Origin of the sequence: Enterobacter sp. CPE_E890 (assembly GCF_046521475.1) — a bacterium.
In the GTDB taxonomy this organism is placed as follows: Bacteria; Pseudomonadota; Gammaproteobacteria; order Enterobacterales; family Enterobacteriaceae; genus Enterobacter; species Enterobacter adelaidei.
In genome coordinates this window covers 4,548,527-4,573,057 of the sequence record NZ_JBKFZW010000001.1, presented here as the reverse complement: position 1 = coordinate 4,573,057, position 24,531 = coordinate 4,548,527, and the positions used below count along the sequence as shown (strand labels likewise).

Sequence of the window (24,531 nt, the reverse complement as noted above, 5' to 3'; positions counted from 1 at the left end):
AATGGATGGTCATGACATGGCAACTGAACAACCTGCAATTACCCGCGCAACATTTGATGAAGTGATTCTGCCGATTTATGCACCGGCTGAGTTTATCCCGGTAAAAGGAAAAGGCAGCCGCGTCTGGGATCAGCAAGGCAAAGAGTATGTTGATTTCGCGGGCGGTATTGCAGTGACGGCGCTGGGCCATTGCCATCCTGCCCTGGTTGAGGCGCTGAAAACCCAGGGCGAAACGCTCTGGCACACCAGCAACGTCTTTACCAACGAGCCGGCGTTACGCCTCGGCCGCAAGATTATTGATGCGACGTTTGCCGAGCGCGTGCTGTTCATGAACTCGGGCACCGAAGCAAACGAAACCGCCTTCAAGCTGGCGCGCTACTACGCAACCACGCGCCACAGCCCGTACAAAACCAAAATCATTGCCTTCCACAATGCCTTCCACGGACGCTCCTTCTTTACCGTCTCCGTCGGCGGCCAGCCGAAGTATTCCGACGGATTTGGCCCGAAACCGGCCGACATCGTCCATGTGCCGTTTAACGATCTGCATGCGGTGAAAGCGGTGATGGACGACCACACCTGCGCGGTTGTTGTCGAGCCGATCCAGGGTGAAGGCGGCGTGACGGCGGCGACGCCGGAATTCCTGAAAGGCCTGCGTGCGCTGTGCGATGAGCATCAGGCGCTGCTGGTGTTTGATGAAGTGCAATGCGGGATGGGACGTACCGGCGATTTGTTTGCCTATATGCACTACGGCGTGACGCCGGATATTCTCACCAGCGCCAAAGCGCTCGGCGGTGGTTTCCCGGTGAGTGCGGTACTGACGACTCAGGAGATTGCCTCCGCGTTCCACGTTGGTTCTCACGGTTCCACCTATGGCGGGAATCCGCTGGCGAGTGCCGTGGCGGGCGCGGCATTTGATATTATCAATACACCTGAGGTTCTGAACGGCGTCAGCGCCAAGCGCGAGCTGTTTGTGAAACACCTGCAGCAGATTGACGATCGGTTTGACGTGTTCAGCGAGATCCGCGGGATGGGGCTGCTGATCGGTGCCGAGCTGAAACCGCAGTACAAAGGTCGCGCGCGCGATTTCCTGCATGCCGCCGCCCGCGAAGGGGTGATGGTGCTGAACGCGGGACCGGATGTGATGCGTTTTGCACCGTCGCTGGTGGTAGAAGACAAAGACATTGAAGATGGATTAACCCGTTTTGCCGCGGCAGTCGAGAAAATCGTAAAAGGTTAATACTCCGTCCGCTTTAATATCCGCGTTAACCAAATCCCGTGATGCGGACGCTGACGCCATGCCACCGACGAAATGGTGTGCATGGTGTTCAGATGCCCCAGAATGCGCTGTAAATGCTGCTCCAGCGTGCTCATTGGCCCGTGGGTTAACGTCTCCGGCGCTTCCAGAATATTCGAGTCGCCCGACTCGCCCGGCGCGTCATACTCTAGGCGCTGCTGACACCGCTGTAAGGCAATTTCACACGACTGCAAATAGCGCTGCGCCAGATCCGGCGTCAGCATCGTGTGCTCGCGCGCCAGCGTGGTCATGGCGTTAATGTGTTCGACGATAAACTGGCTGTGCGTCACCCAGAGCTTCATATCTGCCAGATAGTGCGAGTTAAAGCCTGGTTCCTGCATTGCCTGGTTGAGCGAGTTAAACAGGGCGTTGTGCGCCTGGTTTACCTTCATCCGCTGATACGCCAGCGGGGAGGGTTGCGGATCGTCGCTCAGGATCAGACGAATGGCCTGCTGGTCGGCCTCCAGCGCGTCGTGGGCGTTCTGGCGCAACAGTCCGCTTTGCCATTGCGGCCACAGCCAGACCATGCCGCCAAAGGCAATCAGACAGCCAATCAGGGTATCGATCAGTCTGGCGACAATAAATTGTTCGCCATTGAGCGTGAGCAGTTGCAGGGTGTATACCGCCGTTACCGTAAAGCCCACCATCGCCCAGCCATAGTTTTTGCGGATAATCAGGTAGCTCACCAGCGTAATTATCAGCATTCCCGCCAGGGTATAACCTTCCGGCACGTGAAAGTGCAGCGTGACGCCCGCAATAATCAGCCCGGCCATAGTTCCCCCCGCCCGGTGCAGAATACGCACGCGCGTGGCGCCATAGCCGTTCTGGGTGACAAACAGCACGGTCATTAAGATCCAGTAGGGTTTAGGTAGATGCAGCGCCATGCCCATCAGGCTGGCGGTACTGAGCATGACGCTAATCCGTGCGGCGTTGCGCAGAGCGGACGATTTAAGAGACAGATAGCTTCTGAGCGCCGGCAATAACGGCAGACGTTTTTGTTTATCCGCCATGAGATCGCGGGGATAAAGCGGGCGTTGGGTGCGCAACACGCGGGCGATACGGCTGAAATGCCAGGCGGCAAACTGGCCCACCGGGTTGTCCTCATGCTGGCGGGCGATTTTCTCCAGCGCGCCGAGTTGTTTGTCCATGTTAAAACGCGTGGGATAGCGGTGATATAAAATGTCATCAGCCAGCACCCGCAGACGCGCAGAGACGGTTTGCGCATTCCAGCGGATCACCGCTTCGGCATGGCTGCGCTCGACCAGCTTTTGCACCTCCTGAGGATGATGCAGGCTCACGGAGATATGTTCTTGCAGATCCAGCCCCACCTGGAAGATACGCAGCAGCCGTTTGTATTCGTGATTCTTGTTGGCGGCGAGCATATGTAGTTGCTGATAACACTGGCTTATCAGATCCACCACCTTTTGCTGGCGCGTCAGCAGCGGCGGTAACGATTTTTCCGGATCGGTATGCTGGGTGAGCAGGGTGTATTTGGCCTCGCAGTAATCCGCAAGTTGCACATAGAGCAGGCTCAATGATTCACGCAGGGGCTGTTCCCGCCACAGCCAGAACCAGAACCAGTTAAACAGCCCATACCACAGCGTACCCAGGGCGTAGATCAGTAGCGGCTCCCACACCGGCATGTTACCCGCGAGGCTCAGCGTGAAGATGGCCGCTATCAGTGAGGCGGGAAGCAGGCGCGCATGAAGGGAACTGATTTCAGCGGTGACGCCGAGCGTCATCGCCAGCACGGTCAGGATTAACGGCAGAGGAATATCGCGGGCGAGTAAGAGCTGCACGGCGAGGCTACAGCCAGCAAACAGCGAGCCGCCAATAATCAGACGTTTAAAAAAGCGCTTATGCGGTGTGTCCAGGCCAGCAATGTTGCAGCAGGCGGGCACGAGAGAAAACAGCAGACCTTGCTGAAGATGTCCGAGGATCAGACCGATGGCCACAGGAAGACACAACACCAGCGTTTGTCGCAGTGCATAGTTAACTTCCGGGTGATAAATCAGCCTGCGCCACATGGGGAAGAGAGACAAAAACGGCGTGACACCTTGCGATGGCACGCCGTTTGAGTGGAATTAACGCGTTCCGTAGACCACGATGGTTTTACCGTGGGCGGAGATCAGGTTCTGATCTTCCAGCATTTTCAGAATACGGCCCACTGTTTCACGGGAGCAGCCGACGATCTGGCCGATCTCCTGACGGGTAATTTTAATCTGCATGCCGTCAGGGTGGGTCATCGCATCGGGTTGTTTTGCCAGGTTAAGCAGAGTCTGCGCGATACGACCGGTAACGTCCAGGAAGGCGAGGTTACCCACTTTCTCAGATGTAACCTGCAGACGGCGAGCCATCTGGGAAGAAAGACGCATCAGGATATCAGGGTTAACCTGAATCAACTGACGGAATTTCTTGTAAGAAATTTCAGCCACTTCACATGCTGTCTTTGCACGAACCCAGGCACTACGTTCCTGGCCTTCTTCAAACAGGCCCAGTTCACCGATGAAATCGCCCTGGTTCAGATAAGAAAGGATCATCTCTTTCCCTTCTTCATCTTTGATCAGCACTGCCACCGAGCCTTTTACGATGTAATACAACGTTTCCGCTTTTTCACCCTGGTGAATCAGCGTGCTCTTCGATGGGTACTTATGAATGTGGCAATGAGACAAGAACCATTCGAGAGTCGGGTCTGTTTGCGGTTTGCCAAGCACCATGCGCTGTTATCCTCTGTTATAAGCTGTCACCAGAGTCATCAGATGCATCCGGACTCTGGGGTTGCAATCGAATTCTTACCCATACCCTGGGAAGTCGGCTATCGTAACGTTTCGCAGCCAGTAAAGTTTGATGTCCTCTGCATACATGTGTAACGTCAATGTATTACTGTAGCATCCTGAGTGTTTTAGCATAGCTTTCGCCGCGTGTCTCCTGGTGTCTCGCTTCAGCATGATGCAGGTCGCCTTCCATTGCGAGAAATGTAACGCACGCGTAATCTGTCACCAAAAATGCAACGTTGGAGTTAATGAATATGCAAGCGCGCGTGAAATGGGTTGAAGGTTTAACGTTCCTGGGCGAGTCCGCTTCAGGGCACCAGGTTTTGATGGATGGTAACTCCGGCGATAAAGCACCAAGCCCGATGGAGATGGTATTGATGGCTGCCGGTGGATGCAGCGCGATTGATGTGGTGTCGATTCTGCAAAAAGGCCGTCATGATGTAACGGATTGCGAAGTTAAACTCACATCGGAACGTCGTGAAGAGGCGCCACGCCTGTTCACCCATATTAACCTGCACTTTGTGGTCACCGGTAAAGACCTGAAAGACGCGGCCGTTTCACGCGCGGTGGACTTGTCTGCGGAGAAATACTGCTCTGTGGCGTTAATGCTGGAGAAAGCGGTAAAAATTACACATTCGTATGAAGTGATCGAGGCGTGATTGATGGGGCATCGTGCGTGTTGATGCCCTCACCCTAACCCTCTCCCACCGGGAGAGGGAATATGATCACGCGATCTGCTTCCCTTCCATCAACCGCTGTACCAGCGGCGTCATGATGAGCTCCATCGCCAGCCCCATTTTTCCGCCCGGCACCACTAATGTATTCATGTGCGAAATAAACGAGCCCTGCAGCATGGCCAGCAGCCAGGGGTAATCAATGCCTTCGAGGTTGCGGAAATGGATCACCACAAAGCTCTCATCCAGCGACGGGATGCTTTTGGCCGCGAATGGGTTGGAGGTATCGACTGTCGGTACTCGCTGGAAGTTAATATGGGTACGGGAGAACTGCGGCGTCAGGAAATTAATGTAATCCTCCATGGAGCGCACCACGGAGTCCATCACCGCTTCTCGTGAATGGCCGCGCTCGCTCATGTCACGCGTCAGCTTCTGGATCCACTCCAGGTTCACGATCGGTACCACGCCAACCAGCAGATCCACATGGCGCGCTACGTCGTGATGGGGAGTTACCACGCCGCCATGCAGCCCTTCATAAAACAGCACGTCGGTGGGTTCCGGCAGGGGTTGCCAGGGTGTAAAGGTGCCCGGTACCTGGTTCCATGGCACGGCTTCATCGTAAGTATGCAGATACTTGCGGGATTGCCCTGTGCCGCTCTTGCCATATTCGACGAAGGTTTGCTCCAGCAGGCCGAAGTCATTGGCTTCCGGGCCAAAGTAGCTGATGTGTTTACCCAGATCGCGCGCTTTACGGATGGCCATGTCCATCTCCGGGCGCGTATAGCGGTGAAAGCTGTCGCCTTCGACCTCCGCCGCACGGAGATTCAGCTGGGCGAAAATCTTGCGAAATGCGAGGCTGGTGGTGGTGGTTCCCGCACCACTCGACCCCGTAACGGCAATAACCGGATGTCTGGCAGACATAGCAACTCCCTGACTGGAAAGGTTGAAAGATCAGCCGTGAAACGCGTTGCGGGGCATGATATTGACCGTCTCATGCAGTTCTGACCATACCAGCACCACGTCGCCGCTTTTGAGCTGGCGCTTTACATCGTTGACCTTTTGCTCGAGCGAGCGTTCTTGTTCACCATAATCTGTGCCTTCGCGTAATACAAAGCTTTCAATCAGATTATCGAGCGTTTCGGGAGCCAGATCCTGCCAGGGAATGATCATTTTGCACCGTCCAGATACGGGGTTAACCAGTCAGGAATACGCGTCTCAAGCCACATTTTCGGGCGACGCAGTGTGCCACCGATAAACCCGACGTGGCCGCCATGCTCCGTCAACTGATAGTGAACGTTGTCGGGCAGGAATTCCTGAGCGGGAATAGAATGATGATCCATAAACGGGTCATCTTTGGCATGAATGATCAGCGTCGGCTGCGTAATCTTGCTGAGCAGCGGCATGGCGCTGCACTGACGATAGTAGTCAATCGCGTCGGCAAAGCCGTGGATTTTTGCGGTGATCAGATCGTCGAACTCGCGAATGCGACGCACCTTTTTTAACTGACGCAGACTTATCGGAAGCGTCTCCGGGTAGGCTTTCAGTTTGCGCGCCGCGTTTGCTTTCAGCAGGTTAAGCAGGTAGCGCTGATAGACGCGGGAAAAACCTTTATCCATATGGTAGCTACACTGCTCCAGCATAAATGGTGCAGAGACAATGACGGCGGCATCCAGCGGGACGCTTTCGCCCTCTTTGGCCAGCAAACAAGCCAGCATATTCCCGCCCAGCGAGTAGCCCACGGCTGCCGTTGGCACGGTGCCATAGTTTTCCCGCAGCCAGTGTAAAAACCACGTACCGTCCTCGGTTTCACCCGAGTGATAAATGCGTTTCTGGCGATTTGGCTCGCCGCTACAGCCGCGAAAATGCATCACCACACCGAGCCAGCCACGCGCTTTTGCCGCCTCAATTAAACCGTGCGCATACGGACTGTGCAGGCTGCCTTCCAGACCGTGAAAGACCACCAGACGCGGCTTATGGTGAGCCTGTTCCGGTTCCTCGCTCCAGGCGAGATCCAGAAAGTCTCCGTCCGGTAAATCCAGCCGTTGCCAGTGCGGGGTGAACTGAACCTTGCGACGGATAAGCCGTGGCAGCATGGTCTGTAGGTGGCGATTGGACACGCCGCGCATGGGCACGAACTCAGCGCTCTCTTCAGTAGCTATGTCGAAGTCTGATGGAATGATTTGGGTCATAACGATGCGATGCTAATTCTTGTCAGTTATTTACTATAATCGCTTCCAGCTGTTCCTGAGCGTCCAGCCACGCCATCTCGCACTCTTCGAGGCTGGATTTCGTTTTGGCCTGAGTTTGCAGACAGTCAGTCAGCTCAGCTTTGCGGCTCTGGTCATACAGACCGCTATCGCCCAGCTTCTCTTCAACGGTAGCGAGTGTCGCATTAAGTTTTTCCATCTCTTTTTCGAGACGGGCGATCTCTTTGCGTAGCGGCTGTGTCTGGGTGCGAAGTTCCGCTTCGCGGCGCTTTTGGTCTTTACGCGCCTGCGCGCTGTTGGCGTTCTCTTTCGCGGACTCCTCCGGCTGGTTTTCCTGCTTCTGCACGTCGGTCAGCCACTGCTGGTAGTCTTCCAGGTCACCGTCGAATGGTTCAACTTTGCCGTCATGCACTAAGTAGAGATCGTCGGTGGTGGAGCGGATCAGGTGGCGATCGTGCGAGACGACAACCAGCGCGCCTTCAAACTCAATCAGCGCTTCAGTTAGCGCCTGACGCATATCGAGATCCAGGTGGTTAGTCGGTTCATCAAGAAGCAGCAGGTTCGGACGCTGCCAGACGATCAGTGCCAGCACCAGACGGGCCTTTTCGCCACCGGAGAAGCGCTCGGTGTTTTCGGTGACCTTATCACCCTGGAAGCCAAAACCGCCGAGGTAGTCACGTAGCTTCTGCTCCATCTCCTGCGGCGCCAGACGCGCGAGGTGCTGAATCGGGGACTCATCCGCGCGCAAAAATTCCAGCTGATGCTGGGCGAAGTAACCCAGCTTAATGCCCTTCGCGAGGCCGATTTCACCGCTGACCGGGTTAAGCTCGCCCGCCAGCAGTTTGATCAGCGTTGATTTACCTGCACCGTTGCGTCCCAGCAGGCCAATGCGCGAACCCGGCACCAGGTTGAGCTTGATGGAGTCGAGAATAGTGCGTTCGCCGTAGCCCGCGCTGACTTTTTCCATCTTCAGCAGTGGATTTGGCAGGCTTTCCGGCGCGCGGAAGCTGAAGTGGAACGGGTTATCCACGTGCGCCGGGGCAATCATCTCCATGCGTTCCAGCATTTTGATGCGGCTCTGGGCCTGTTTCGCTTTTGACGCTTTGGCCTTGAAGCGATCCACAAAGCTTTGCAGATGCGCCACGCGCTGCTGCTGGCTTTCATACATGGACTGCTGCTGGGCAAGACGCGTCGCGCGCTGGCGCTCGAAGGAGCTGTAGTTGCCGGTGTACTCGAACATCGTTTGCTGTTCGATATGAATGATTTTATCCACCACCGGGTCGAGGAAGTCGCGGTCGTGGGAGATCAGAATCAGAGTGCCCTGATAGCTCTTGAGCCACTTCTCCAGCCAAATAACCGCATCGAGATCCAGGTGGTTCGTCGGTTCATCGAGCAACAGTAGATCGGAGCGGCAGATCAGTGCCTGCGCCAGGTTGAGGCGCATACGCCAGCCGCCCGAGAAGTCGCTGACCGGGCGTTCCAGCTGTTCATTGCTGAAGCCCAGGCCGTGCAGCAGGCTGGAGGCGCGGGAGCGAATGGTCCATGCGTCGATGGCGTCCAGCTTGCCGTGAACGGTGGCGATGGCGTGACCGTCGTTGCGCTCGTTGGCGGCGTTAAGTTCCGCTTCCAGCTTACGGTATTCACGGTCACCGTCGATAACATAGTCGAGAGCCGGTTCGCTCAGGGCGGGCGTCTCCTGGTTCACCCAGGCGAGCTGCCAGTTCCCCGGGAAGGTAAAGTTACCGCCATCCGCGCTAATCTCGTTTTTCAGCAGCGCCAGCAGAGTGGATTTACCACAGCCGTTTTTGCCGACCAGACCCACTTTTTGGCCAGGGTTGATGGTTGCAGTGGCGTTATCCAGCAGGACGCGCACGCCGCGACGAATTTGTAACGAGGAGAAAACAATCATAGAAGCGCCGTATGTTCCGACTATGTTAATTTGTCATTATGATAATGTAAGGTGTGGGCTATTTTCCGCACCGGGCCGCCATGGTAGCCCAAAACAACGACGATACACAAAAACAGAAACAAGACCGGGAGGGGAATGATGTCTCAGACAGCAAAAGTGCTGCTGCTGTATGCCCATCCGGAATCTCAGGACTCGGTGGCAAACCGGGTGCTGCTTAAGCCGGCCACACAGCTCAGTAACGTGACGGTGCACGATCTTTACGCGCACTATCCTGATTTCTTTATTGATATCCCTTACGAGCAGGAACTGCTGCGTCAGCACGACGTCATTGTGTTCCAGCATCCGCTTTATACCTACAGCTGCCCGGCGCTGCTAAAAGAGTGGCTGGACCGCGTGCTGAGCAGGGGATTCTCCAGTGGGGTAGGGGGCAACCAACTGGCGGGAAAGTACTGGCGTAGCGTTATTACTACCGGTGAACCGGAAAGCGCATACCGTTATGACGGGCTGAACCGCTATCCGATGAGTGACATCCTGCGTCCATTCGAACTGACGGCAGCGATGTGCCGTATGCACTGGATGAGCCCGATTATTATCTACTGGGCACGTCGTCAGGATCCGAAAGAACTGGCAAGCCACGCCAGAGCCTATGGTGAATGGCTGGCGTCACCGATTCCGGCAGGAGGACGTTAATGGAAGGATCGAATCTGCTCCTTGCCGGAGTGCTGTTTTTATTTGCGGCCGTCGTCGCGGTTCCGCTTGCTGCACGTATTGGAATAGGTGCAGTGCTGGGCTATCTGCTGGCAGGGATCGCGATTGGCCCCTGGGGACTTGGATTCATCAGCGATGTGGATGAAATTCTCCATTTCTCCGAGCTGGGCGTGGTGTTCCTGATGTTCATCATCGGCCTTGAGCTGAACCCCTCTAAATTGTGGCAACTCAGACGCTCTATCTTCGGTGTGGGTGCTGCGCAGGTGCTGTTCAGCGCCGCGATTCTGGGTGGCCTGTTAATGCTGACCAACTTCTCCTGGCAGGCGGCGGTGATCGGTGGGATAGGTCTTGCGATGTCGTCGACGGCAATGGCGCTTCAGTTAATGCGCGACAAAGGGATGAACCGCAACGAAGCAGGGCAACTGGGTTTTTCGGTGCTGCTGTTTCAGGATCTGGCGGTGATCCCTGCGCTGGCTCTGGTGCCGCTATTGGCAGGCTCCGGCGACGATCACTTTGACTGGGCAAAAATCGCCATGAAGGTGCTGGCCTTCGCCGGTATGCTGATTGGCGGACGTTTCCTGTTACGCCCTGTGTTCCGCTTTATTGCCGCGTCGGGCGTGCGGGAGGTGTTCACCGCTGCGACGCTGCTGCTGGTGCTGGGGTCAGCGTTGTTTATGGATGCGCTGGGGCTGTCGATGGCGCTCGGGACCTTTATCGCCGGGGTGCTCCTGGCGGAAAGTGAATACCGTCACGAGCTGGAAATTGCCATCGATCCCTTCAAAGGGCTGCTGTTAGGGTTGTTCTTTATTTCGGTGGGTATGGCACTGAATCTGGGCGTTCTTTATACCCATCTGCTGTGGGTGGTCGTGAGCGTCGCCATCCTGGTGGCGGTGAAGATGCTGGTGCTGTACGTCATGTCACGTATTTACGGGCTGCGCAGTTCGGAACGCATGCAGTTTGCCAGCGTGTTAAGCCAGGGGGGCGAGTTCGCGTTTGTGCTGTTCTCGACCGCATCCTCCCAGAAGCTGTTTAAAGACGATCAGATGGCGCTTTTGCTGGTGACGGTCACGCTGTCTATGATGACCACGCCGCTGCTGATGAAGCTGGTGGATAAACTGCTGTCGCGCCGCCTGAACCCGACGGACGATGAAGACGAAGCGCCGTGGGTGGAAGACGACAAGCCGCAGGTGATTGTGGTGGGCTTTGGCCGTTTCGGACAGGTTATCGGACGTTTGCTGATGGCGAACAAAATGCGCATTACGGTGCTGGAGCGTGATATCAGCGCGGTCAACCTGATGCGCAAATATGGCTATAAGGTTTACTACGGCGATGCGACCCAGCTTGAGCTGCTGCGTTCGGCGGGGGCGGAAGCGGCAGAGTCCATCGTGATTACCTGTAACGATCCGGAAGACACGATGAAGCTGGTGGAGCTGTGTCAGCAGCATTTCCCGCATCTGCATATTCTGGCGCGTGCGCGGGGACGTGTTGAAGCTCACGAACTGTTGCAGGCGGGTGTGAAACACTTCTCCCGTGAGACGTTCTCCAGTGCGCTGGAGCTGGGCCGCAAGGCGCTGATCTCGCTCGGTATGCATCCACATCAGGCGCAGCGTGCGCAAATGCACTTCCGCCGGCTGGATATGCGAATGCTGCGTGAGCTGATGCCGGTACATACGGATACCGCGCAGATCTCACGCGTGCGGGAAGCGCGTCGCGAGCTGGAGGAGATTTTCCAGCGAGAGATGCAACTGGAACGACGCCAGCTTGATGGCTGGGATGAATTTGAATAAAGGGTAACGAAAGATGGCTGTACGTAAACGCTTTATTGCGGGTGCAAAATGCCCGACCTGCCAGGCGCAAGATACTCTGGCGATGTGGCGGGAAAATAATATTGATGTTGTTGAGTGTGTTAAGTGCGGTCACCAGATGCGTGAGGCTGATAAAGAGGCCCGCGATCACGTTCGCAAAGAAGAGCAAGTGATCGGGATTTTTCATCCGGACTAGCGATATGTCCTGAGTTTTTTTAAGCTAAAGGGTACACGGGTGCAGATTTCCGCTACAATCTGCGCCAGCAATTTTCCCACGCTCAGGAGATATCATGAAAGTAGCAAAAGACCTGGTGGTCAGCCTGGCCTATCAGGTACGTACAGAAGACGGTGTGTTGGTTGATGAGTCTCCGGTGAGTGCGCCGCTTGACTACCTGCATGGTCACGGTTCCCTGATTTCCGGCCTGGAAAACGCGCTGGAAGGTCATGAAGTTGGCGACAAATTTGATGTTGCTGTAGGCGCGAACGACGCTTATGGTCAGTATGATGACAACCTAGTTCAGCGCGTTCCTAAAGACGTGTTCATGGGCGTTGACGAACTGCAGGTTGGCATGCGCTTCCTGGCGGAAACCGACCAGGGTCCGGTTCCTGTCGAAATCACTGAAGTGGAAGACGACCACGTTGTGGTTGACGGTAACCACATGCTGGCTGGTCAGAACCTGAAGTTCAACGTAGAAGTTGTTGCGATCCGTGAAGCAACCGAAGAAGAGCTGGCTCATGGCCACGTTCACGGTGCGCACGGTCACGACCATGACCACGATCACGGCCACGACGGCTGCTGCGGTGGTCACGGCCACGACCATGGTCACGACCACGATCACGGTAAAGGTGGTTGCGGCAACGGTGGCTGCGGTTGCCACTAATTCCGCCATGCGGAAAATAAAAAAAAGCGGGATTATCCCGCTTTTTTTACGCCTCAATAATGAGGTGGTGGCGTCTCTTCTGACTGAGAGGCAATGTTCGACGGCTGCGTGGCCTTCAGCTTTTCTGTCAGCAGGCGCATATGATCCCGCAGTTTTGCCATTTCGAGTTCATGTGCAGTCACGGTCTGGTTTAGCTCTTCGATGGTGATGTCCTGAAAAGCCAGGCGGCTTTCCAGCTCAGCCATTCTCGCTTCTATTGTTGTATCCTTCATCATTCACCTCGTTTATTTCAGATTCACCATAATGGCCCAGCGGCGGCGCAGTTTAACTGAGTTTATCCTGAAGTACAGTCTGCATCCCTTTGGCAGGAAACTTATTTAAACAAAAATAGTCTGAAAAGTGGCGAGAATTGGAAGTGTCTGTCTGTAGATTTCTTCCGCAACGTTTTATAGTACGTAACTCATTTACGTTTAACGCTGGGGTGAGAGTCCCCAGGCCCTGGAGATATGGATGAAATCACTGTTTAAAGTAACGCTGCTGGCGACGACGATGGCTGTTGCGCTGAACGCGCCACTGTCATTCGCTGCTGATACTGCTGCGAAGCCTGCTGCCACTGCAGACAGCAAAGCGGCGTTCAAAAATGACGACCAGAAATCTGCCTACGCACTCGGCGCATCTCTGGGTCGTTACATGGAAAACTCTCTGAAAGAACAAGAGAAACTGGGCATCAAACTGGATAAAGCTCAGCTGATCGCGGGTGTTCAGGACGCATTTGCTGATAAGAGCAAGCTGTCTGACCAGGAGATCGAACAGACTCTGCAGGCGTTCGAAGCGCGTGTGAAAGGTGCCGCTCAGACTAAGATGGACGCGGACGCTAAAGAAAACGAAGCCAAAGGCAAAGCCTATCGCGATACCTTTGCTAAAGAGAAAGGTGTGAAAACCTCCTCTACTGGCCTGGTGTACAAAGTTGAGAAAGAAGGCACCGGCGATGCACCTAAAGACAGCGACACTGTAGTCGTGAACTACAAAGGTACGCTGATCGACGGTAAAGAGTTCGATAACTCTTACACCCGCGGTGAGCCGCTCTCCTTCCGTCTGGATGGTGTGATCCCTGGCTGGACTGAAGGCCTGAAAAACATCAAGAAAGGCGGCAAGATCAAGATGGTTATCCCACCAGATCTGGCGTACGGCAAAACTGGCGTCCCGGGTATCCCTGCCAACTCTACACTGGTCTTTGACGTAGAGCTGCTGGATATCAAACCGGCACCGAAAGCGGATGCTAAAGCAGATGCACCGGCTGACGATAAAGCCGCTGCTGCTAAGAAGTAATCCTGAAAAAAAACCGCCGCCTTTAAGGCGGCGGTTTTTTTATTATGGGGCAGATATAATTAACACTGGAAAGCGTTATACCCGCTGTATTAATTTAGTTGTCCGTGTAGATAATGAGCCTGCCCTGAAAACCTAACGACAGGCTCCTGAAAAGGAGTGTTTTTTTCATGTCCAGGTCGCTTTTAACCAACGAAACCAGTGAACTTGATTTGCTGGATCAACGTCCTTTTGACCAGACCGACTTCGATATTCTGAAATCGTATGAAGCGGTGGTGGACGGGTTAGCGATGCTCATTGGCTCCCACTGCGAAATCGTATTGCACTCCCTGCAAGATCTGAAGTGTTCCGCCATCCGCATTGCTAATGGTGAGCATACTGGCCGTAAAATTGGTTCACCAATCACCGACCTTGCATTGCGTATGTTGCATGACATGACCGGCGCGGACAGCAGCGTCTCCAAATGCTATTTCACCCGCGCCAAAAGTGGCGTGCTGATGAAATCAGAAACCATCGCGATTCGAAACCGCGAGCATCGTGTGATTGGATTGCTGTGCATCAACATGAACCTTGATGTGCCATTCTCGCAAATCATGAGCACCTTTATTCCACCAGAAACGCCAGATGTTGGCTCTTCCGTTAACTTTGCCTCTTCTGTTGAAGATCTTGTGACTCAGACGCTTGAGTTCACCATTGAAGAGGTGAACGCCGACCGCAACGTATCGAACAACGCCAAGAATCGCCAGATAGTGCTGAATCTCTATGAGAAAGGGATTTTTGATATTAAAGACGCCATCAACCAGGTTGCCGATCGTCTGAATATCTCCAAGCACACGGTTTACCTCTATATTCGCCAGTTCAAGAGCGGTGATTTCCTGGGGCAAGACAAGTAATGCGTTTTGCGTTAATGGTGACAGGCCCGGCGTACGGTACTCAGCAAGCCAGTAGTGCGTTGCAGTTTGCGCATGCGCTACTGGCGGCCGGACATGAACTGGCGAGCGTCTTCTTTAATCGGGAAGGGGTATATAACGCGAACCAGTTTACGTCACCGGCGAGTGATGAGTTTGATCTGGTGCGCGCATGGCAGGCATTAAACGAAAAGCAGGGCGTAGAACTGCATATCTGCGTGGCGGCGGCCCTGCGCCGCGGTGTGACTGATGCAACCGAAGCTGAGCGCCTGGGTTTATCGGGTTCTAACTTGCAGCCCGGTTTTTTGTTGAGTGGTCTGGGTGCACTGGCACAGGCAGCATTAACCTGCGACAGAGTGGTGCAATTCTGATGAAGCGTATCGCGTTTGTTTTTTCTTCAGCGCCGCACGGTAGTGCGTCTGGCAGAGAAGGGCTGGATGCGTTGCTCGCGACATCAGCATTGAGCGAAGATATTGGCGTCTTTTTTTTGGGAGACGGGGTGTTCCAGCTTCTGGCGGGGCAACAGCCGCAAACCATTCTGGTGCGCGATTACATCGCGACGTTCAAAGTGTTACCGCTGTACGATATAGAAACGTTCTATGTCTGTGCCGACTCTCTGGCCGCGCGTGGTTTAAACGAGGCAACGCCTTTCGTGCTGGATGTGACGTGCCTGTCTTCCACCGCACTGCGCGAGCACCTTTCCCACTACGACACCGTTCTGACTTTCTGAGGCTGCCATGCTCCATACTCTGAGCCATTCACCGTGGCAATGTGATATCGACGCGTTACTGAGTATGCTGCGCGAAGGTGATGACCTGCTGCTGATTCAGGATGGCGTACTTGCCGCACTGGAAGGCAGTCGTTTCGTTGAAATTCTCACGAATGCCCCCATAACAGTCTCTGCGCTGAAAGACGATCTGGATGCGCGGGGTCTTTCTGGTCAAATTTCAGCCAAAATTGACGTAGTTGGCTATACTGATTTCGTCAATCTTACTGTGAAGCATGCCAGTCAAATGAACTGGTGATTTGAGATCGCTGTATATTTCTTGACACCTTTTCGACGTAGCCCTAAAATTTCGCGTCCTCATATTGTATGAGGTCGATTTATTACGTGTTTACGAAGCAAAAGCTAAAACCAGGAGCTATTTAATGGCAACAGTTAACCAGCTGGTACGCAAACCACGTGCACGCAAAGTTGCGAAAAGCAACGTGCCTGCGCTGGAAGCCTGCCCGCAGAAACGTGGCGTATGTACTCGTGTATATACCACCACTCCTAAAAAAACCAAACTCCGCACTGCGTAAAGTATGCCGTGTGCGTTTGACTAACGGTTTCGAAGTGACTTCCTACATCGGTGGTGAAGGTCACAACCTGCAGGAACACTCCGTGATCCTGATCCGTGGCGGTCGTGTTAAAGACCTTCCGGGTGTTCGTTACCACACCGTTCGTGGTGCGCTGGACTGCTCAGGTGTTAAAGACCGTAAGCAGGCTCGCTCCAAGTACGGCGTGAAGCGTCCTAAGGCTTAATGGTTCTCCGTTAAGTAAGGCCAAACTGATTTATCTTAATGTCACACTAAACTCTTTGAGTTTTGGACAATCCTGAATTAACAACGGAGTATTCCCATGCCACGTCGTCGCGTCATTGGTCAGCGTAAAATTCTTCCAGATCCGAAATTCGGATCAGAACTGCTGGCAAAATTTGTAAATATCCTGATGGTAGATGGTAAAAAATCTACTGCAGAAGCAATCGTATACAGCGCGCTTGAGACCCTGGCTCAGCGTTCTGGTAAAAATGAACTGGAAGCTTTCGAAGTCGCTCTCGACAACGTTCGCCCAACTGTAGAAGTTAAGTCCCGCCGCGTTGGTGGTTCTACTTATCAGGTTCCAGTTGAAGTTCGTCCGGTTCGTCGTAATGCTCTGGCAATGCGTTGGATCGTTGAAGCTGCTCGTAAACGCGGTGATAAATCCATGGCTCTGCGTCTGGCGAACGAACTTTCTGATGCTGCAGACAACAAAGGTACTGCAGTTAAGAAACGTGAAGACGTTCACCGTATGGCAGAAGCCAACAAGGCGTTCGCACACTACCGTTGGTAATCCCTTCGGAGTATTAGTCACCAGGCGGGCGCTTCAGAGAAGCCGCCCGCTCTGGGTAACTTAACTGAACGCCTAAAGATATAACGAGGAATCAAATGGCTCGTACAACACCCATCGCACGCTACCGTAACATCGGTATCAGTGCGCACATCGACGCCGGTAAAACCACTACTACCGAACGTATTCTGTTCTACACCGGTGTAAACCATAAAATCGGTGAAGTTCATGACGGCGCTGCCACCATGGACTGGATGGAACAGGAGCAGGAGCGTGGTATTACTATCACCTCCGCAGCGACTACTGCATTCTGGTCAGGTATGGCTAAGCAGTACGAACCGCATCGCGTAAACATCATCGACACCCCAGGGCACGTTGACTTCACCATCGAAGTAGAACGTTCCATGCGTGTTCTTGACGGCGCGGTAATGGTTTATTGCGCAGTTGGTGGTGTTCAGCCACAGTCTGAAACCGTATGGCGTCAGGCGAACAAATATAAAGTTCCACGCATCGCGTTCGTTAACAAAATGGACCGTATGGGTGCTAACTTCCTGAAAGTTGTTGGCCAGATCAAAACCCGTCTGGGCGCGAACCCTGTTCCGCTGCAGCTGGCAATTGGTGCTGAAGAAGGCTTCACCGGCGTAATCGACCTGGTGAAAATGAAAGCCATCAACTGGAACGATGCAGACCAGGGCGTTACCTTCGAATACGAAGATATCCCAGCTGCAATGCAGGACCTGGCTGACGAATGGCACCAGAACCTGATCGAATCCGCTGCTGAAGCTTCTGAAGAGCTGATGGAGAAATACCTGGGTGGTGAAGAACTGACTGAAGAAGAGATCAAAAAAGCTCTGCGTCAGCGTGTTCTGAACAACGAAATCATCCTGGTAACCTGTGGTTCTGCGTTCAAGAACAAAGGTGTGCAGGCGATGCTGGATGCGGTAGTTGACTACCTGCCATCCCCGGTTGACGTTCCTGCGATCAACGGCATCCTGGACGACGGTAAAGATACTCCGGCTGAGCGTCACGCAAGCGACGAAGAGCCATTCTCTGCACTGGCGTTCAAAATTGCTACCGACCCATTCGTGGGTAACCTGACCTTCTTCCGCGTTTACTCTGGTGTGGTTAACTCCGGTGACACCATTCTGAACTCCGTGAAAGCGGCGCGTGAACGTTTTGGCCGTATCGTACAGATGCACGCTAACAAACGTGAAGAGATCAAAGAAGTTCGTGCGGGCGACATCGCTGCAGCTATCGGTCTGAAAGACGTGACCACTGGTGACACCCTGTGTGACCCAGATCACCCAATCATTCTGGAGCGTATGGAATTCCCTGAGCCGGTAATCTCCATCGCAGTTGAACCAAAAACCAAAGCTGACCAGGAAAAAATGGGTCTGGCTCTGGGCCGTCTGGCGAAAGAAGACCCATCATTCCGCGTATGGACTGATGAAGAATCTAACCAGACCATCATCGCTGGTATGGGTGAACTGCACCTGGACATCATCGTTGACCGTATGAAGCGTGAATTCAACGTTGAAGCGAACGTGGGTAAACCTCAGGTTGCTTACCGCGAAGCGATTCGCGCGAAAGTTACCGATGTTGAAGGTAAACACGCTAAGCAGTCTGGTGGTCGCGGTCAGTACGGTCACGTTGTGATCGACATGTACCCACTGGAGCCGGGCTCTAACCCTAAAGGTTACGAGTTCATCAACGACATCAAAGGTGGTGTAATTCCTGGTGAATACATCCCAGCCGTTGATAAAGGCATCCAGGAACAGCTGAAAGCGGGCCCTCTGGCTGGCTATCCGGTTGTTGACATGGGTATCCGTCTACACTTCGGTTCTTACCACGACGTTGACTCCTCTGAACTGGCGTTTAAACTGGCTGCGTCTATTGCCTTTAAAGAAGGCTTTAAGAAAGCAAAACCAGTTCTGCTTGAGCCAATCATGAAGGTTGAAGTAGAAACTCCTGAAGAGAACACCGGTGACGTTATCGGTGACTTGAGCCGTCGTCGCGGTATGCTGCGTGGTCAGGAATCCGAAGTAACTGGCGTTAAGATCCACGCTGAAGTTCCACTGTCTGAAATGTTCGGATATGCAACTCAGCTGCGTTCTCTGACCAAAGGTCGTGCATCATACACCATGGAATTCCTGAAGTATGATGATGCGCCTAACAACGTTGCTCAGGCCGTTATTGAAGCCCGTGGTAAGTAATCCACAGGATTAAAACCTAAGTCCCGTGCTCTCTCCAAAGGGGAGAGCACTATAGTAAGGAATATAGCCGTGTCTAAAGAAAAATTTGAACGTACAAAACCGCACGTCAACGTTGGTACTATCGGCCACGTTGACCATGGTAAAACTACCCTGACCGCTGCAATCACTACCGTTCTGGCTAAAACCTACGGTGGTTCTGCTCGTGCATTCGACCAGATCGATAACGCACCAGAAGAAAAAGCTCGTGGTATCACCATCAACACCTCTCACGTTGAGTACGACACCCCGACTCGCCATTACGCACACGTAGACTGCCCAGGCCACGCCGACTATGTTAAAAACATGATCACCGGTGCTGCGCAGATGGACGGCGCGATCCTGGTTGTTGCTGCGACTGACGGCCCAATGCCTCAGACTCGTGAGCACATCCTGCTGGGTCGTCAGGTAGGCGTTCCTTACATCATCGTGTTCCTGAACAAGTGCGACATGGTTGATGACGAAGAGCTGCTGGAATTGGTAGAGATGGAAGTTCGTGAACTGCTGTCTCAGTACGATTTCCCAGGCGACGATACTCCAATCGTTCGTGGTTCTGCTCTGAAAGCGCTGGAAGGCGAAGCAGAGTGGGAAGCGAAAATCATCGAACTGGCTGGCTTCCTGGATTCTTACATCCCAGAACCAGAGCGTGCGATTGACAAGCCATTCCTGCTGCCAATCGAAGACGTATTCTCCATCTCCGGTCGTGGTACCGTTGTTACCGGTCGTGTAGAGCGCGGTATCATCAAAGTTGGTGAAGAAGTTGAAATCGTTGGTATCAAAGAGACTGCGAAGTCTACCTGTACTGGCGTTGAAATGTTCCGCAAACTGCTGGACGAAGGCCGTGCTGGTGAGAACGTTGGTGTTCTGCTGCGTGGTATCAAACGTGAAGAAATCGAACGTGGTCAGGTTCTGGCGAAGCCAGGCTCAATCAAGCCACACACCAAGTTCGAATCTGAAGTGTACATTCTGTCCAAAGACGAAGGCGGCCGTCATACTCCGTTCTTCAAAGGCTACCGTCCACAGTTCTACTTCCGTACTACTGACGTGACCGGTACCATCGAACTGCCAGAAGGCGTAGAGATGGTAATGCCAGGCGACAACATCAAGATGGTTGTGACTCTGATCCACCCAATCGCGATGGACGACGGTCTGCGTTTCGCAATCCGTGAAGGCGGCCGTACCGTTGGCGCGGGCGTTGTTGCTAAAGTTCTGGGCTAATTAATTATCCCCGAATAAAAAAGGACGCTTCGGCGTCCTTTTTTGTTTTCTGCCACTCAGGCACTGTCACAAAATTTCGCATTTTTTGCCTGCTCCCGCCCCGTATTGTGGCGTTTGTGCTATTGTAATCATAACCATTCTCACTTACACTTTGCGCATAATTTGAACGGGAGTCTCTATGTACGTTTGTTTATGTAATGGTGTAAGCGACAAGAAAATACGTCAGGCCGTTCGCCAGTTTCAGCCTCAGTCATTTCAGCAGCTACGCAAATTTGTTCCGGTGGGAAATCAATGTGGTAAATGTGTACGTGCTGCGCGAGAGATCATGCAGGACGAATTGATGCAGATCCCGGAATACAAAGAGATCGCGTAAGCGCCCATCTTTTTTTTGACATCCCTGTAGCCCGATCTACGCTTCAATGAGTGGAAGCGGAGGGACTATATAATGAAAGGTGATGTTAAAATCATAAGTTATCTCAATAAATTATTGGGAAATGAGCTTGTCGCAATTAACCAGTACTTTCTTCACGCGAGAATGTTCAAAAACTGGGGGCTTAAACGTCTGAACGACGTTGAGTACCATGAATCGATCGATGAAATGAAGCACGCTGATAAATATATCGAGCGTATTTTATTCCTTGAAGGCATTCCAAACCTGCAGGATCTCGGAAAGCTGGGCATCGGAGAAGATGTCGAAGAGATGCTGCGTTCTGACCTCAGGCTCGAACTTGAAGGCGCCAAAGATCTCCGTGAAGCTATTGCCTATGCGGATAGCGTCCATGATTACGTCAGCCGCGACATGATGATCCAGATCCTGGCCGACGAAGAGGGTCATATTGACTGGCTGGAAACTGAGCTGGATCTCATCGCTAAGATTGGCCTGCAAAACTACCTTCAGTCGCAGATTAAAGTGGAAGAGTAACCAGCGTCTTCCAGCCAACGCATAAACCCGCAGCTGCCAGAAATGGCCCAAAAGGCAGCGGGTTTTTTATTGCCTCTTTATCAGAGGTGAGTAATGAAAAAACAAGAAGGCTAAGTAATGCCATAAGCGCAGCGAGTAATGCCAGGGTTGGCAGTACGCACCAACCATGCCAGGCGCCAAGCGCAGACAGGTATTTAACATCGCCATATCCCATCCCTTCACGCCGGCAGATAAATCGATAGCCCCAGTAAATAACGGCAAAGCCAAAATATCCGGCCATTGCCCCCACCACCGCACTCGCCAAAAAATCAGGATGGATACAAAGCTGAAAGAGCAGGCCTACCCATAGCAGCGGACAGAGAAATTTATCGGGAAGCAGTCCGTAGCGAATATCAGCATGAACAAGAAAGGCAGTCAGCGAAGAATAGATCAGCAAAAAGGTGAGGGTGGTTAACATCGAAAAGGCCTCAAAGGGGTTTGAGCGCATACTCGTTGTAACCTGCTTAACCGGCAATACACAAAAGCAGCAATTGCGTAGCGGGTTCAGACAAAGATTCGACAAGGAATACATTGCATAAAAAGTTGCGCGCCCTTGCGCAAGCTGCGTCTTTGGCGCTTAATTTCTAAACGGCACTTGCGTCTTGCCCAGATTTACGTATAATGCGCGGGCTTGTCGTAATTGACGGCGGGTTCAATCAGAACCAGAGTAGCTCATTTTGTTACTCAACAATGCTCCCAATTGGGGAGCTACGTAAGAACGGTTACACTCTCCCATCAATCGTAATGGGTTTGAGGAGTAATCATTTTCGTTTATAAAATAATTGGAGCTCTGGTCTCATGCAGAACCAAAGAATCCGTATCCGCCTTAAAGCGTTTGATCATCGTCTGATCGATCAATCAACCGCGGAAATCGTCGAGACTGCTAAGCGCACTGGTGCGCAAGTCCGTGGTCCGATCCCGCTGCCGACCCGCAAAGAGCGCTTCACCGTTCTGATCTCCCCGCACGTTAACAAAGACGCGCGTGATCAGTACGAAATCCGCACTCACAAGCGTCTGGTTGACATCGTTGAGCCAACTGAGAAAACCGTTGATGCTCTGATGCGTCTGGATCTGGCTGCCGGTGTAGACGTGCAGATCAGCCTGGGTTAATCAGGTCATCGAGCGATTGAGAGGTTGAAACAATGATTGGTTTAGTCGGTAAAAAAGTGGGTATGACCCGCATCTTCACTGAAGATGGCGTTTCTATCCCAGTAACCGTAATCGAAGTTGAAGCAAACCGCGTTACTCAGGTTAAAGATCTGGCTAACGATGGCTACCGCGCTATTCAGGTTACCACTGGTGCTAAAAAAGCTAACCGTGTAACCAAACCAGAAGCGGGTCACTTCGCTAAAGCTGGCGTAGAAGCTGGCCGTGGTCTGTGGGAATTCCGTCTTGCTGAAGGCGAAGAGTTCACCGTAGGTCAGGACATTAGCGTTGAGCTGTTTGCTGACGTTAAAAAAGTTGACGTAACCGGTACCTCTAAAGGTAAAGGTTTTGCTGGTACCGTTAAGCGCTGGAACTTCCGTACCCAGGACGCTACCCACGGTAACTCCTTGTCTCACCGCGTTCCGGGTTCTATCGGTCAGAACCAGACTCCGGGCAAAGTGTTCAAAGGCAAGAAAATGGCAGGTCAGCTGGGTAACGAACGTGTAACCGTTCAGAGCCTGGACGTAGTACGTGTTGACGCTGAGCGCAACCTGCTGCTGGTTAAAGGTGCAGTTCCGGGTGCAACCGGTAGCGACCTGATCGTTAAACCAGCTGTGAAGGCGTAAGGGGATAGCAATGGAATTAGTATTGAAAGACGCGCAGAGCGCGCTGACTGTTTCCGAAACTACCTTCGGTCGTGATTTCAACGAAGCGCTGGTTCACCAGGTTGTTGTTGCTTATGCAGCTGGTGCTCGTCAGGGTACTCGTGCTCAGAAGACTCGTGCTGAAGTAACTGGTTCCGGCAAAAAGCCATGGCGCCAGAAAGGTACCGGCCGTGCGCGTTCAGGTTCTATCAAGAGCCCGATCTGGCGTTCAGGTGGCGTGACCTTCGCTGCGCGTCCACAGGACCACAGTCAAAAAGTTAACAAAAAGATGTACCGCGGCGCGCTGAAAAGCATCCTGTCCGAACTGGTACGTCAGGATCGTCTGATCGTTGTCGAGAAGTTCTCTGTAGAAGCGCCTAAAACTAAGCTGCTGGCACAGAAACTGAAAGACATGGCTCTGGAAGATGTGCTGATCATCACCGGTGAGCTGGACGAGAACCTGTTCCTGGCCGCACGTAACCTGCACAAGGTTGACGTACGCGATGCGACTGGTATCGACCCGGTTAGCCTGATCGCCTTCGACAAAGTCGTAATGACTGCTGATGCTGTTAAGCAAGTTGAGGAGATGCTGGCATGATTCGTGAAGAACGTCTGCTGAAGGTGCTTCGCGCACCGCACGTTTCTGAAAAAGCGTCTACTGCGATGGAAAAAACAAACACCATCGTTCTCAAAGTTGCTAAAGACGCGACCAAAGCAGAGATCAAAGCTGCTGTGCAGAAACTGTTTGAAGTCGAAGTCGAAGTCGTTAACACCCTGGTAGTTAAAGGGAAAGTTAAACGTCACGGACAGCGTATCGGTCGTCGTAGCGACTGGAAAAAAGCTTACGTCACCCTGAAAGAAGGCCAGAATCTGGACTTCGTTGGCGGCGCTGAGTAAGTCGGAGGAGTAATACAATGGCAGTTGTTAAATGTAAACCGACATCTCCGGGTCGTCGCCACGTAGTTAAAGTGGTTAACCCTGAGCTGCACAAGGGCAAACCTTTTGCTCCGTTGCTGGAAAAAAACAGCAAATCCGGTGGTCGTAACAACAATGGCCGTATCACCACTCGTCACATCGGTGGTGGCCACAAGCAGGCTTATCGTATTGTTGACTTCAAACGCAACAAAGACGGTATCCCAGCAGTTGTTGAACGTCTTGAGTACGATCCGAACCGTTCCGCGAACATCGCGCTGGTTCTGTACAAAGACGGCGAACGCCGTTACATCCTGGCCCCTAAAGGCCTGAAAGCTGGCGACCAGATTCAGTCTGGCGTTGATGCTGCAATCAAAGCAGGTAACACCCTGCCGATGCGCAATATCCCGGTTGGTTCTACCGTTCATAACGTAGAAATGAAACCAGGTAAGGGCGGTCAGCTGGCACGTTCCGCTGGTACTTACGTTCAGATCGTTGCTCGTGATGGTGCTTATGTCACCCTGCGTCTGCGTTCTGGTGAAATGCGTAAAGTCGAAGCAGACTGCCGTGCAACCCTGGGCGAAGTTGGCAATGCTGAGCATATGCTGCGCGTTCTGGGTAAAGCAGGTGCTGCACGCTGGCGTGGTGTTCGTCCTACCGTTCGCGGTACTGCGATGAACCCAGTCGACCACCCACATGGTGGTGGTGAAGGTCGTAACTTTGGTAAGCACCCGGTAACTCCGTGGGGCGTTCAGACCAAAGGTAAGAAGACCCGCAGCAACAAGCGTACTGATAAATTTATCGTACGTCGCCGTAGCAAATAATT

General features: G+C 53.0%; 29 protein-coding genes and 1 pseudogene. 22 read left to right on the top strand and 8 right to left on the bottom strand.

Going from position 1 to position 24,531, the window contains the following annotated elements:
• Positions 1–16: 16 nt before the first annotated feature.
• The gene (locus ACLHV9_RS22675) at positions 17–1,237 is read left to right on the top strand and encodes an aspartate aminotransferase family protein (protein WP_028018003.1); all 1,221 of its coding nucleotides are present in this window, start codon (positions 17–19) and stop codon (positions 1,235–1,237) included.
• On the opposite strand, the gene ACLHV9_RS22670 is transcribed toward ACLHV9_RS22675, so the two are convergent.
• Together ACLHV9_RS22670 and crp are read right to left on the bottom strand one after the other, a co-directional pair.
• Positions 1,234–3,321: a YccS/YhfK family putative transporter gene (locus ACLHV9_RS22670; RefSeq protein ID WP_049007352.1), complete on the bottom strand. Its 2,088-nt coding sequence runs from the start codon at positions 3,319–3,321 to the stop codon at positions 1,234–1,236. The two genes, ACLHV9_RS22675 and ACLHV9_RS22670, sit on opposite strands and share 4 nt — an antisense overlap.
• 57 nt (positions 3,322–3,378) lie before the next feature.
• Positions 3,379–4,011 carry a cAMP-activated global transcriptional regulator CRP gene (gene crp, locus ACLHV9_RS22665; RefSeq protein WP_000242758.1) on the bottom strand — a complete coding sequence of 211 codons (633 nt, stop codon included), beginning with the start codon at positions 4,009–4,011 and terminating at the stop codon, positions 3,379–3,381.
• Positions 4,012–4,322: 311 nt separating this feature from the next.
• Between crp and ACLHV9_RS22660 the strand changes: the two genes are divergently transcribed.
• Positions 4,323–4,727 (top strand): OsmC family protein, encoded by a 405-nt coding sequence (locus ACLHV9_RS22660; protein ID WP_028018001.1) that lies wholly within the window; start codon positions 4,323–4,325, stop codon positions 4,725–4,727.
• A 66-nt stretch (positions 4,728–4,793) separates the two neighbouring features.
• Here the strand turns inward: ACLHV9_RS22660 and ACLHV9_RS22655 are convergent, their stop codons facing one another.
• From ACLHV9_RS22655 to ACLHV9_RS22640, 4 genes are read right to left on the bottom strand one after another with little or no spacing between them, the layout of a single operon-like run.
• A complete protein-coding gene (locus ACLHV9_RS22655) occupies positions 4,794–5,663 on the bottom strand; it encodes a phosphoribulokinase (protein ID WP_028018000.1) in 870 nt (289 codons plus the stop codon).
• Between the two features lie 30 nt (positions 5,664–5,693).
• Complete coding sequence (locus ACLHV9_RS22650; RefSeq protein ID WP_008503016.1) at positions 5,694–5,912, bottom strand: YheU family protein; 219 nt, start codon at positions 5,910–5,912, stop codon at positions 5,694–5,696.
• Positions 5,909–6,931 carry a hydrolase gene (locus tag ACLHV9_RS22645; protein ID WP_208594550.1) on the bottom strand — a complete coding sequence of 341 codons (1,023 nt, stop codon included), beginning with the start codon at positions 6,929–6,931 and terminating at the stop codon, positions 5,909–5,911. The genes ACLHV9_RS22650 and ACLHV9_RS22645 overlap by 4 nt, the downstream gene beginning before the upstream one ends.
• A gap of 22 nt (positions 6,932–6,953) precedes the next feature.
• On the bottom strand, positions 6,954–8,858 hold the full coding sequence (locus ACLHV9_RS22640) for an ABC transporter ATP-binding protein (protein WP_407221086.1): 1,905 nt from the start codon (positions 8,856–8,858) through the stop codon (positions 6,954–6,956).
• A 135-nt stretch (positions 8,859–8,993) separates the two neighbouring features.
• Here ACLHV9_RS22640 and kefG point away from each other — a divergent pair, with 135 nt between their 5' ends.
• The 4 genes from kefG to slyD all read left to right on the top strand — a co-directional run bounded on the left by kefG (position 8,994) and on the right by slyD (position 12,252).
• Entirely contained in the window at positions 8,994–9,548 is a 555-nt protein-coding gene (gene kefG / locus ACLHV9_RS22635; protein WP_065422678.1) for a glutathione-regulated potassium-efflux system ancillary protein KefG, read from the top strand.
• Positions 9,548–11,353 (top strand): glutathione-regulated potassium-efflux system protein KefB, encoded by a 1,806-nt coding sequence (gene kefB / locus ACLHV9_RS22630; RefSeq protein ID WP_028017997.1) that lies wholly within the window; start codon positions 9,548–9,550, stop codon positions 11,351–11,353. Before kefG ends, kefB begins: the two co-directional genes overlap by 1 nt.
• 13 nt (positions 11,354–11,366) lie before the next feature.
• The gene (locus tag ACLHV9_RS22625) at positions 11,367–11,567 is read left to right on the top strand and encodes a YheV family putative zinc ribbon protein (RefSeq protein WP_010436300.1); all 201 of its coding nucleotides are present in this window, start codon (positions 11,367–11,369) and stop codon (positions 11,565–11,567) included.
• Between the two features lie 94 nt (positions 11,568–11,661).
• Positions 11,662–12,252, top strand: coding sequence for a peptidylprolyl isomerase (slyD, locus tag ACLHV9_RS22620; RefSeq protein ID WP_024907947.1), 591 nt, complete (start codon positions 11,662–11,664; stop codon positions 12,250–12,252).
• A gap of 53 nt (positions 12,253–12,305) precedes the next feature.
• Here the strand turns inward: slyD and ACLHV9_RS22615 are convergent, their stop codons facing one another.
• The gene (locus ACLHV9_RS22615) at positions 12,306–12,524 is read right to left on the bottom strand and encodes a protein SlyX (protein ID WP_008503009.1); all 219 of its coding nucleotides are present in this window, start codon (positions 12,522–12,524) and stop codon (positions 12,306–12,308) included.
• 238 nt (positions 12,525–12,762) lie between these two features.
• Between ACLHV9_RS22615 and fkpA the strand changes: the two genes are divergently transcribed.
• From fkpA to bfr, 11 genes and pseudogenes are all read left to right on the top strand, one after another.
• A complete protein-coding gene (fkpA, locus tag ACLHV9_RS22610; protein WP_028017996.1) occupies positions 12,763–13,581 on the top strand; it encodes an FKBP-type peptidyl-prolyl cis-trans isomerase in 819 nt (272 codons plus the stop codon).
• Between the two features lie 167 nt (positions 13,582–13,748).
• A complete protein-coding gene (locus ACLHV9_RS22605; protein WP_003861697.1) occupies positions 13,749–14,471 on the top strand; it encodes a transcriptional regulator in 723 nt (240 codons plus the stop codon).
• Positions 14,471–14,857 carry a sulfurtransferase complex subunit TusD gene (gene tusD, locus ACLHV9_RS22600; protein WP_407221085.1) on the top strand — a complete coding sequence of 129 codons (387 nt, stop codon included), beginning with the start codon at positions 14,471–14,473 and terminating at the stop codon, positions 14,855–14,857. The genes ACLHV9_RS22605 and tusD overlap by 1 nt, the downstream gene beginning before the upstream one ends.
• Positions 14,857–15,216 carry a sulfurtransferase complex subunit TusC gene (gene tusC / locus ACLHV9_RS22595; RefSeq protein WP_407221084.1) on the top strand — a complete coding sequence of 120 codons (360 nt, stop codon included), beginning with the start codon at positions 14,857–14,859 and terminating at the stop codon, positions 15,214–15,216. Before tusD ends, tusC begins: the two co-directional genes overlap by 1 nt.
• Positions 15,217–15,223: 7 nt before the next feature.
• Positions 15,224–15,511, top strand: coding sequence for a sulfurtransferase complex subunit TusB (tusB, locus tag ACLHV9_RS22590; RefSeq protein WP_028017993.1), 288 nt, complete (start codon positions 15,224–15,226; stop codon positions 15,509–15,511).
• Between the two features lie 124 nt (positions 15,512–15,635).
• Positions 15,636–16,011 (top strand): annotated as a pseudogene (rpsL, locus tag ACLHV9_RS22585) (30S ribosomal protein S12).
• 96 nt (positions 16,012–16,107) lie between these two features.
• Positions 16,108–16,578, top strand: coding sequence for a 30S ribosomal protein S7 (rpsG, locus tag ACLHV9_RS22580; RefSeq protein WP_004106370.1), 471 nt, complete (start codon positions 16,108–16,110; stop codon positions 16,576–16,578).
• A 95-nt stretch (positions 16,579–16,673) separates the two neighbouring features.
• The gene (gene fusA / locus ACLHV9_RS22575; protein ID WP_028017992.1) at positions 16,674–18,788 is read left to right on the top strand and encodes an elongation factor G; all 2,115 of its coding nucleotides are present in this window, start codon (positions 16,674–16,676) and stop codon (positions 18,786–18,788) included.
• Between the two features lie 69 nt (positions 18,789–18,857).
• Positions 18,858–20,042 carry an elongation factor Tu gene (gene tuf / locus ACLHV9_RS22570; RefSeq protein ID WP_023326212.1) on the top strand — a complete coding sequence of 395 codons (1,185 nt, stop codon included), beginning with the start codon at positions 18,858–18,860 and terminating at the stop codon, positions 20,040–20,042.
• A gap of 178 nt (positions 20,043–20,220) precedes the next feature.
• Positions 20,221–20,415 carry a bacterioferritin-associated ferredoxin gene (gene bfd, locus ACLHV9_RS22565; protein WP_008503493.1) on the top strand — a complete coding sequence of 65 codons (195 nt, stop codon included), beginning with the start codon at positions 20,221–20,223 and terminating at the stop codon, positions 20,413–20,415.
• Positions 20,416–20,487: 72 nt separating this feature from the next.
• A complete protein-coding gene (gene bfr, locus ACLHV9_RS22560; protein ID WP_008503492.1) occupies positions 20,488–20,964 on the top strand; it encodes a bacterioferritin in 477 nt (158 codons plus the stop codon).
• On the opposite strand, the gene ACLHV9_RS22555 is transcribed toward bfr, so the two are convergent.
• Complete coding sequence (locus ACLHV9_RS22555; RefSeq protein WP_407221083.1) at positions 20,948–21,421, bottom strand: prepilin peptidase; 474 nt, start codon at positions 21,419–21,421, stop codon at positions 20,948–20,950. The two genes, bfr and ACLHV9_RS22555, sit on opposite strands and share 17 nt — an antisense overlap.
• A gap of 380 nt (positions 21,422–21,801) precedes the next feature.
• Here ACLHV9_RS22555 and rpsJ point away from each other — a divergent pair, with 380 nt between their 5' ends.
• From rpsJ to rplB, 5 genes are read left to right on the top strand one after another with little or no spacing between them, the layout of a single operon-like run.
• Positions 21,802–22,113 (top strand): 30S ribosomal protein S10, encoded by a 312-nt coding sequence (gene rpsJ, locus ACLHV9_RS22550; protein WP_001181005.1) that lies wholly within the window; start codon positions 21,802–21,804, stop codon positions 22,111–22,113.
• Positions 22,114–22,145: 32 nt separating this feature from the next.
• Complete coding sequence (rplC, locus tag ACLHV9_RS22545; RefSeq protein WP_003863274.1) at positions 22,146–22,775, top strand: 50S ribosomal protein L3; 630 nt, start codon at positions 22,146–22,148, stop codon at positions 22,773–22,775.
• A gap of 10 nt (positions 22,776–22,785) precedes the next feature.
• Positions 22,786–23,391 carry a 50S ribosomal protein L4 gene (gene rplD, locus ACLHV9_RS22540; RefSeq protein WP_000424395.1) on the top strand — a complete coding sequence of 202 codons (606 nt, stop codon included), beginning with the start codon at positions 22,786–22,788 and terminating at the stop codon, positions 23,389–23,391.
• Positions 23,388–23,690 (top strand): 50S ribosomal protein L23, encoded by a 303-nt coding sequence (gene rplW, locus ACLHV9_RS22535; protein WP_000617546.1) that lies wholly within the window; start codon positions 23,388–23,390, stop codon positions 23,688–23,690. Before rplD ends, rplW begins: the two co-directional genes overlap by 4 nt.
• Positions 23,691–23,707: 17 nt before the next feature.
• The gene (rplB, locus tag ACLHV9_RS22530; protein ID WP_000301859.1) at positions 23,708–24,529 is read left to right on the top strand and encodes a 50S ribosomal protein L2; all 822 of its coding nucleotides are present in this window, start codon (positions 23,708–23,710) and stop codon (positions 24,527–24,529) included.
• The last annotated feature ends 2 nt before the right edge of the window (positions 24,530–24,531 follow it).

Excerpts from the sequence above, each read along its gene's own strand:
- ACLHV9_RS22675 (WP_028018003.1), top strand. The coding sequence starts at position 17 with ATGGCAACTGAACAACCTGCAATTACCCGCGCAACATTTGATGAAGTG.
- ACLHV9_RS22670 (WP_049007352.1), bottom strand. The coding sequence starts at position 3,321 with ATGTGGCGCAGGCTGATTTATCACCCGGAAGTTAACTATGCACTGCGA.
- crp (WP_000242758.1), bottom strand. The coding sequence starts at position 4,011 with ATGGTGCTTGGCAAACCGCAAACAGACCCGACTCTCGAATGGTTCTTG.
- ACLHV9_RS22660 (WP_028018001.1), top strand. The coding sequence starts at position 4,323 with ATGCAAGCGCGCGTGAAATGGGTTGAAGGTTTAACGTTCCTGGGCGAG.
- ACLHV9_RS22655 (WP_028018000.1), bottom strand. The coding sequence starts at position 5,663 with ATGTCTGCCAGACATCCGGTTATTGCCGTTACGGGGTCGAGTGGTGCG.
- ACLHV9_RS22650 (WP_008503016.1), bottom strand. The coding sequence starts at position 5,912 with ATGATCATTCCCTGGCAGGATCTGGCTCCCGAAACGCTCGATAATCTG.
- ACLHV9_RS22645 (WP_208594550.1), bottom strand. The coding sequence starts at position 6,931 with ATGACCCAAATCATTCCATCAGACTTCGACATAGCTACTGAAGAGAGC.
- ACLHV9_RS22640 (WP_407221086.1), bottom strand. The coding sequence starts at position 8,858 with ATGATTGTTTTCTCCTCGTTACAAATTCGTCGCGGCGTGCGCGTCCTG.
- kefG (WP_065422678.1), top strand. The coding sequence starts at position 8,994 with ATGATGTCTCAGACAGCAAAAGTGCTGCTGCTGTATGCCCATCCGGAA.
- kefB (WP_028017997.1), top strand. The coding sequence starts at position 9,548 with ATGGAAGGATCGAATCTGCTCCTTGCCGGAGTGCTGTTTTTATTTGCG.
- ACLHV9_RS22625 (WP_010436300.1), top strand. The coding sequence starts at position 11,367 with ATGGCTGTACGTAAACGCTTTATTGCGGGTGCAAAATGCCCGACCTGC.
- slyD (WP_024907947.1), top strand. The coding sequence starts at position 11,662 with ATGAAAGTAGCAAAAGACCTGGTGGTCAGCCTGGCCTATCAGGTACGT.
- ACLHV9_RS22615 (WP_008503009.1), bottom strand. The coding sequence starts at position 12,524 with ATGAAGGATACAACAATAGAAGCGAGAATGGCTGAGCTGGAAAGCCGC.
- fkpA (WP_028017996.1), top strand. The coding sequence starts at position 12,763 with ATGAAATCACTGTTTAAAGTAACGCTGCTGGCGACGACGATGGCTGTT.
- ACLHV9_RS22605 (WP_003861697.1), top strand. The coding sequence starts at position 13,749 with ATGTCCAGGTCGCTTTTAACCAACGAAACCAGTGAACTTGATTTGCTG.
- tusD (WP_407221085.1), top strand. The coding sequence starts at position 14,471 with ATGCGTTTTGCGTTAATGGTGACAGGCCCGGCGTACGGTACTCAGCAA.
- tusC (WP_407221084.1), top strand. The coding sequence starts at position 14,857 with ATGAAGCGTATCGCGTTTGTTTTTTCTTCAGCGCCGCACGGTAGTGCG.
- tusB (WP_028017993.1), top strand. The coding sequence starts at position 15,224 with ATGCTCCATACTCTGAGCCATTCACCGTGGCAATGTGATATCGACGCG.
- rpsG (WP_004106370.1), top strand. The coding sequence starts at position 16,108 with ATGCCACGTCGTCGCGTCATTGGTCAGCGTAAAATTCTTCCAGATCCG.
- fusA (WP_028017992.1), top strand. The coding sequence starts at position 16,674 with ATGGCTCGTACAACACCCATCGCACGCTACCGTAACATCGGTATCAGT.
- bfd (WP_008503493.1), top strand. The coding sequence starts at position 20,221 with ATGTACGTTTGTTTATGTAATGGTGTAAGCGACAAGAAAATACGTCAG.
- bfr (WP_008503492.1), top strand. The coding sequence starts at position 20,488 with ATGAAAGGTGATGTTAAAATCATAAGTTATCTCAATAAATTATTGGGA.
- ACLHV9_RS22555 (WP_407221083.1), bottom strand. The coding sequence starts at position 21,421 with ATGTTAACCACCCTCACCTTTTTGCTGATCTATTCTTCGCTGACTGCC.
- rpsJ (WP_001181005.1), top strand. The coding sequence starts at position 21,802 with ATGCAGAACCAAAGAATCCGTATCCGCCTTAAAGCGTTTGATCATCGT.
- rplC (WP_003863274.1), top strand. The coding sequence starts at position 22,146 with ATGATTGGTTTAGTCGGTAAAAAAGTGGGTATGACCCGCATCTTCACT.
- rplD (WP_000424395.1), top strand. The coding sequence starts at position 22,786 with ATGGAATTAGTATTGAAAGACGCGCAGAGCGCGCTGACTGTTTCCGAA.
- rplW (WP_000617546.1), top strand. The coding sequence starts at position 23,388 with ATGATTCGTGAAGAACGTCTGCTGAAGGTGCTTCGCGCACCGCACGTT.
- rplB (WP_000301859.1), top strand. The coding sequence starts at position 23,708 with ATGGCAGTTGTTAAATGTAAACCGACATCTCCGGGTCGTCGCCACGTA.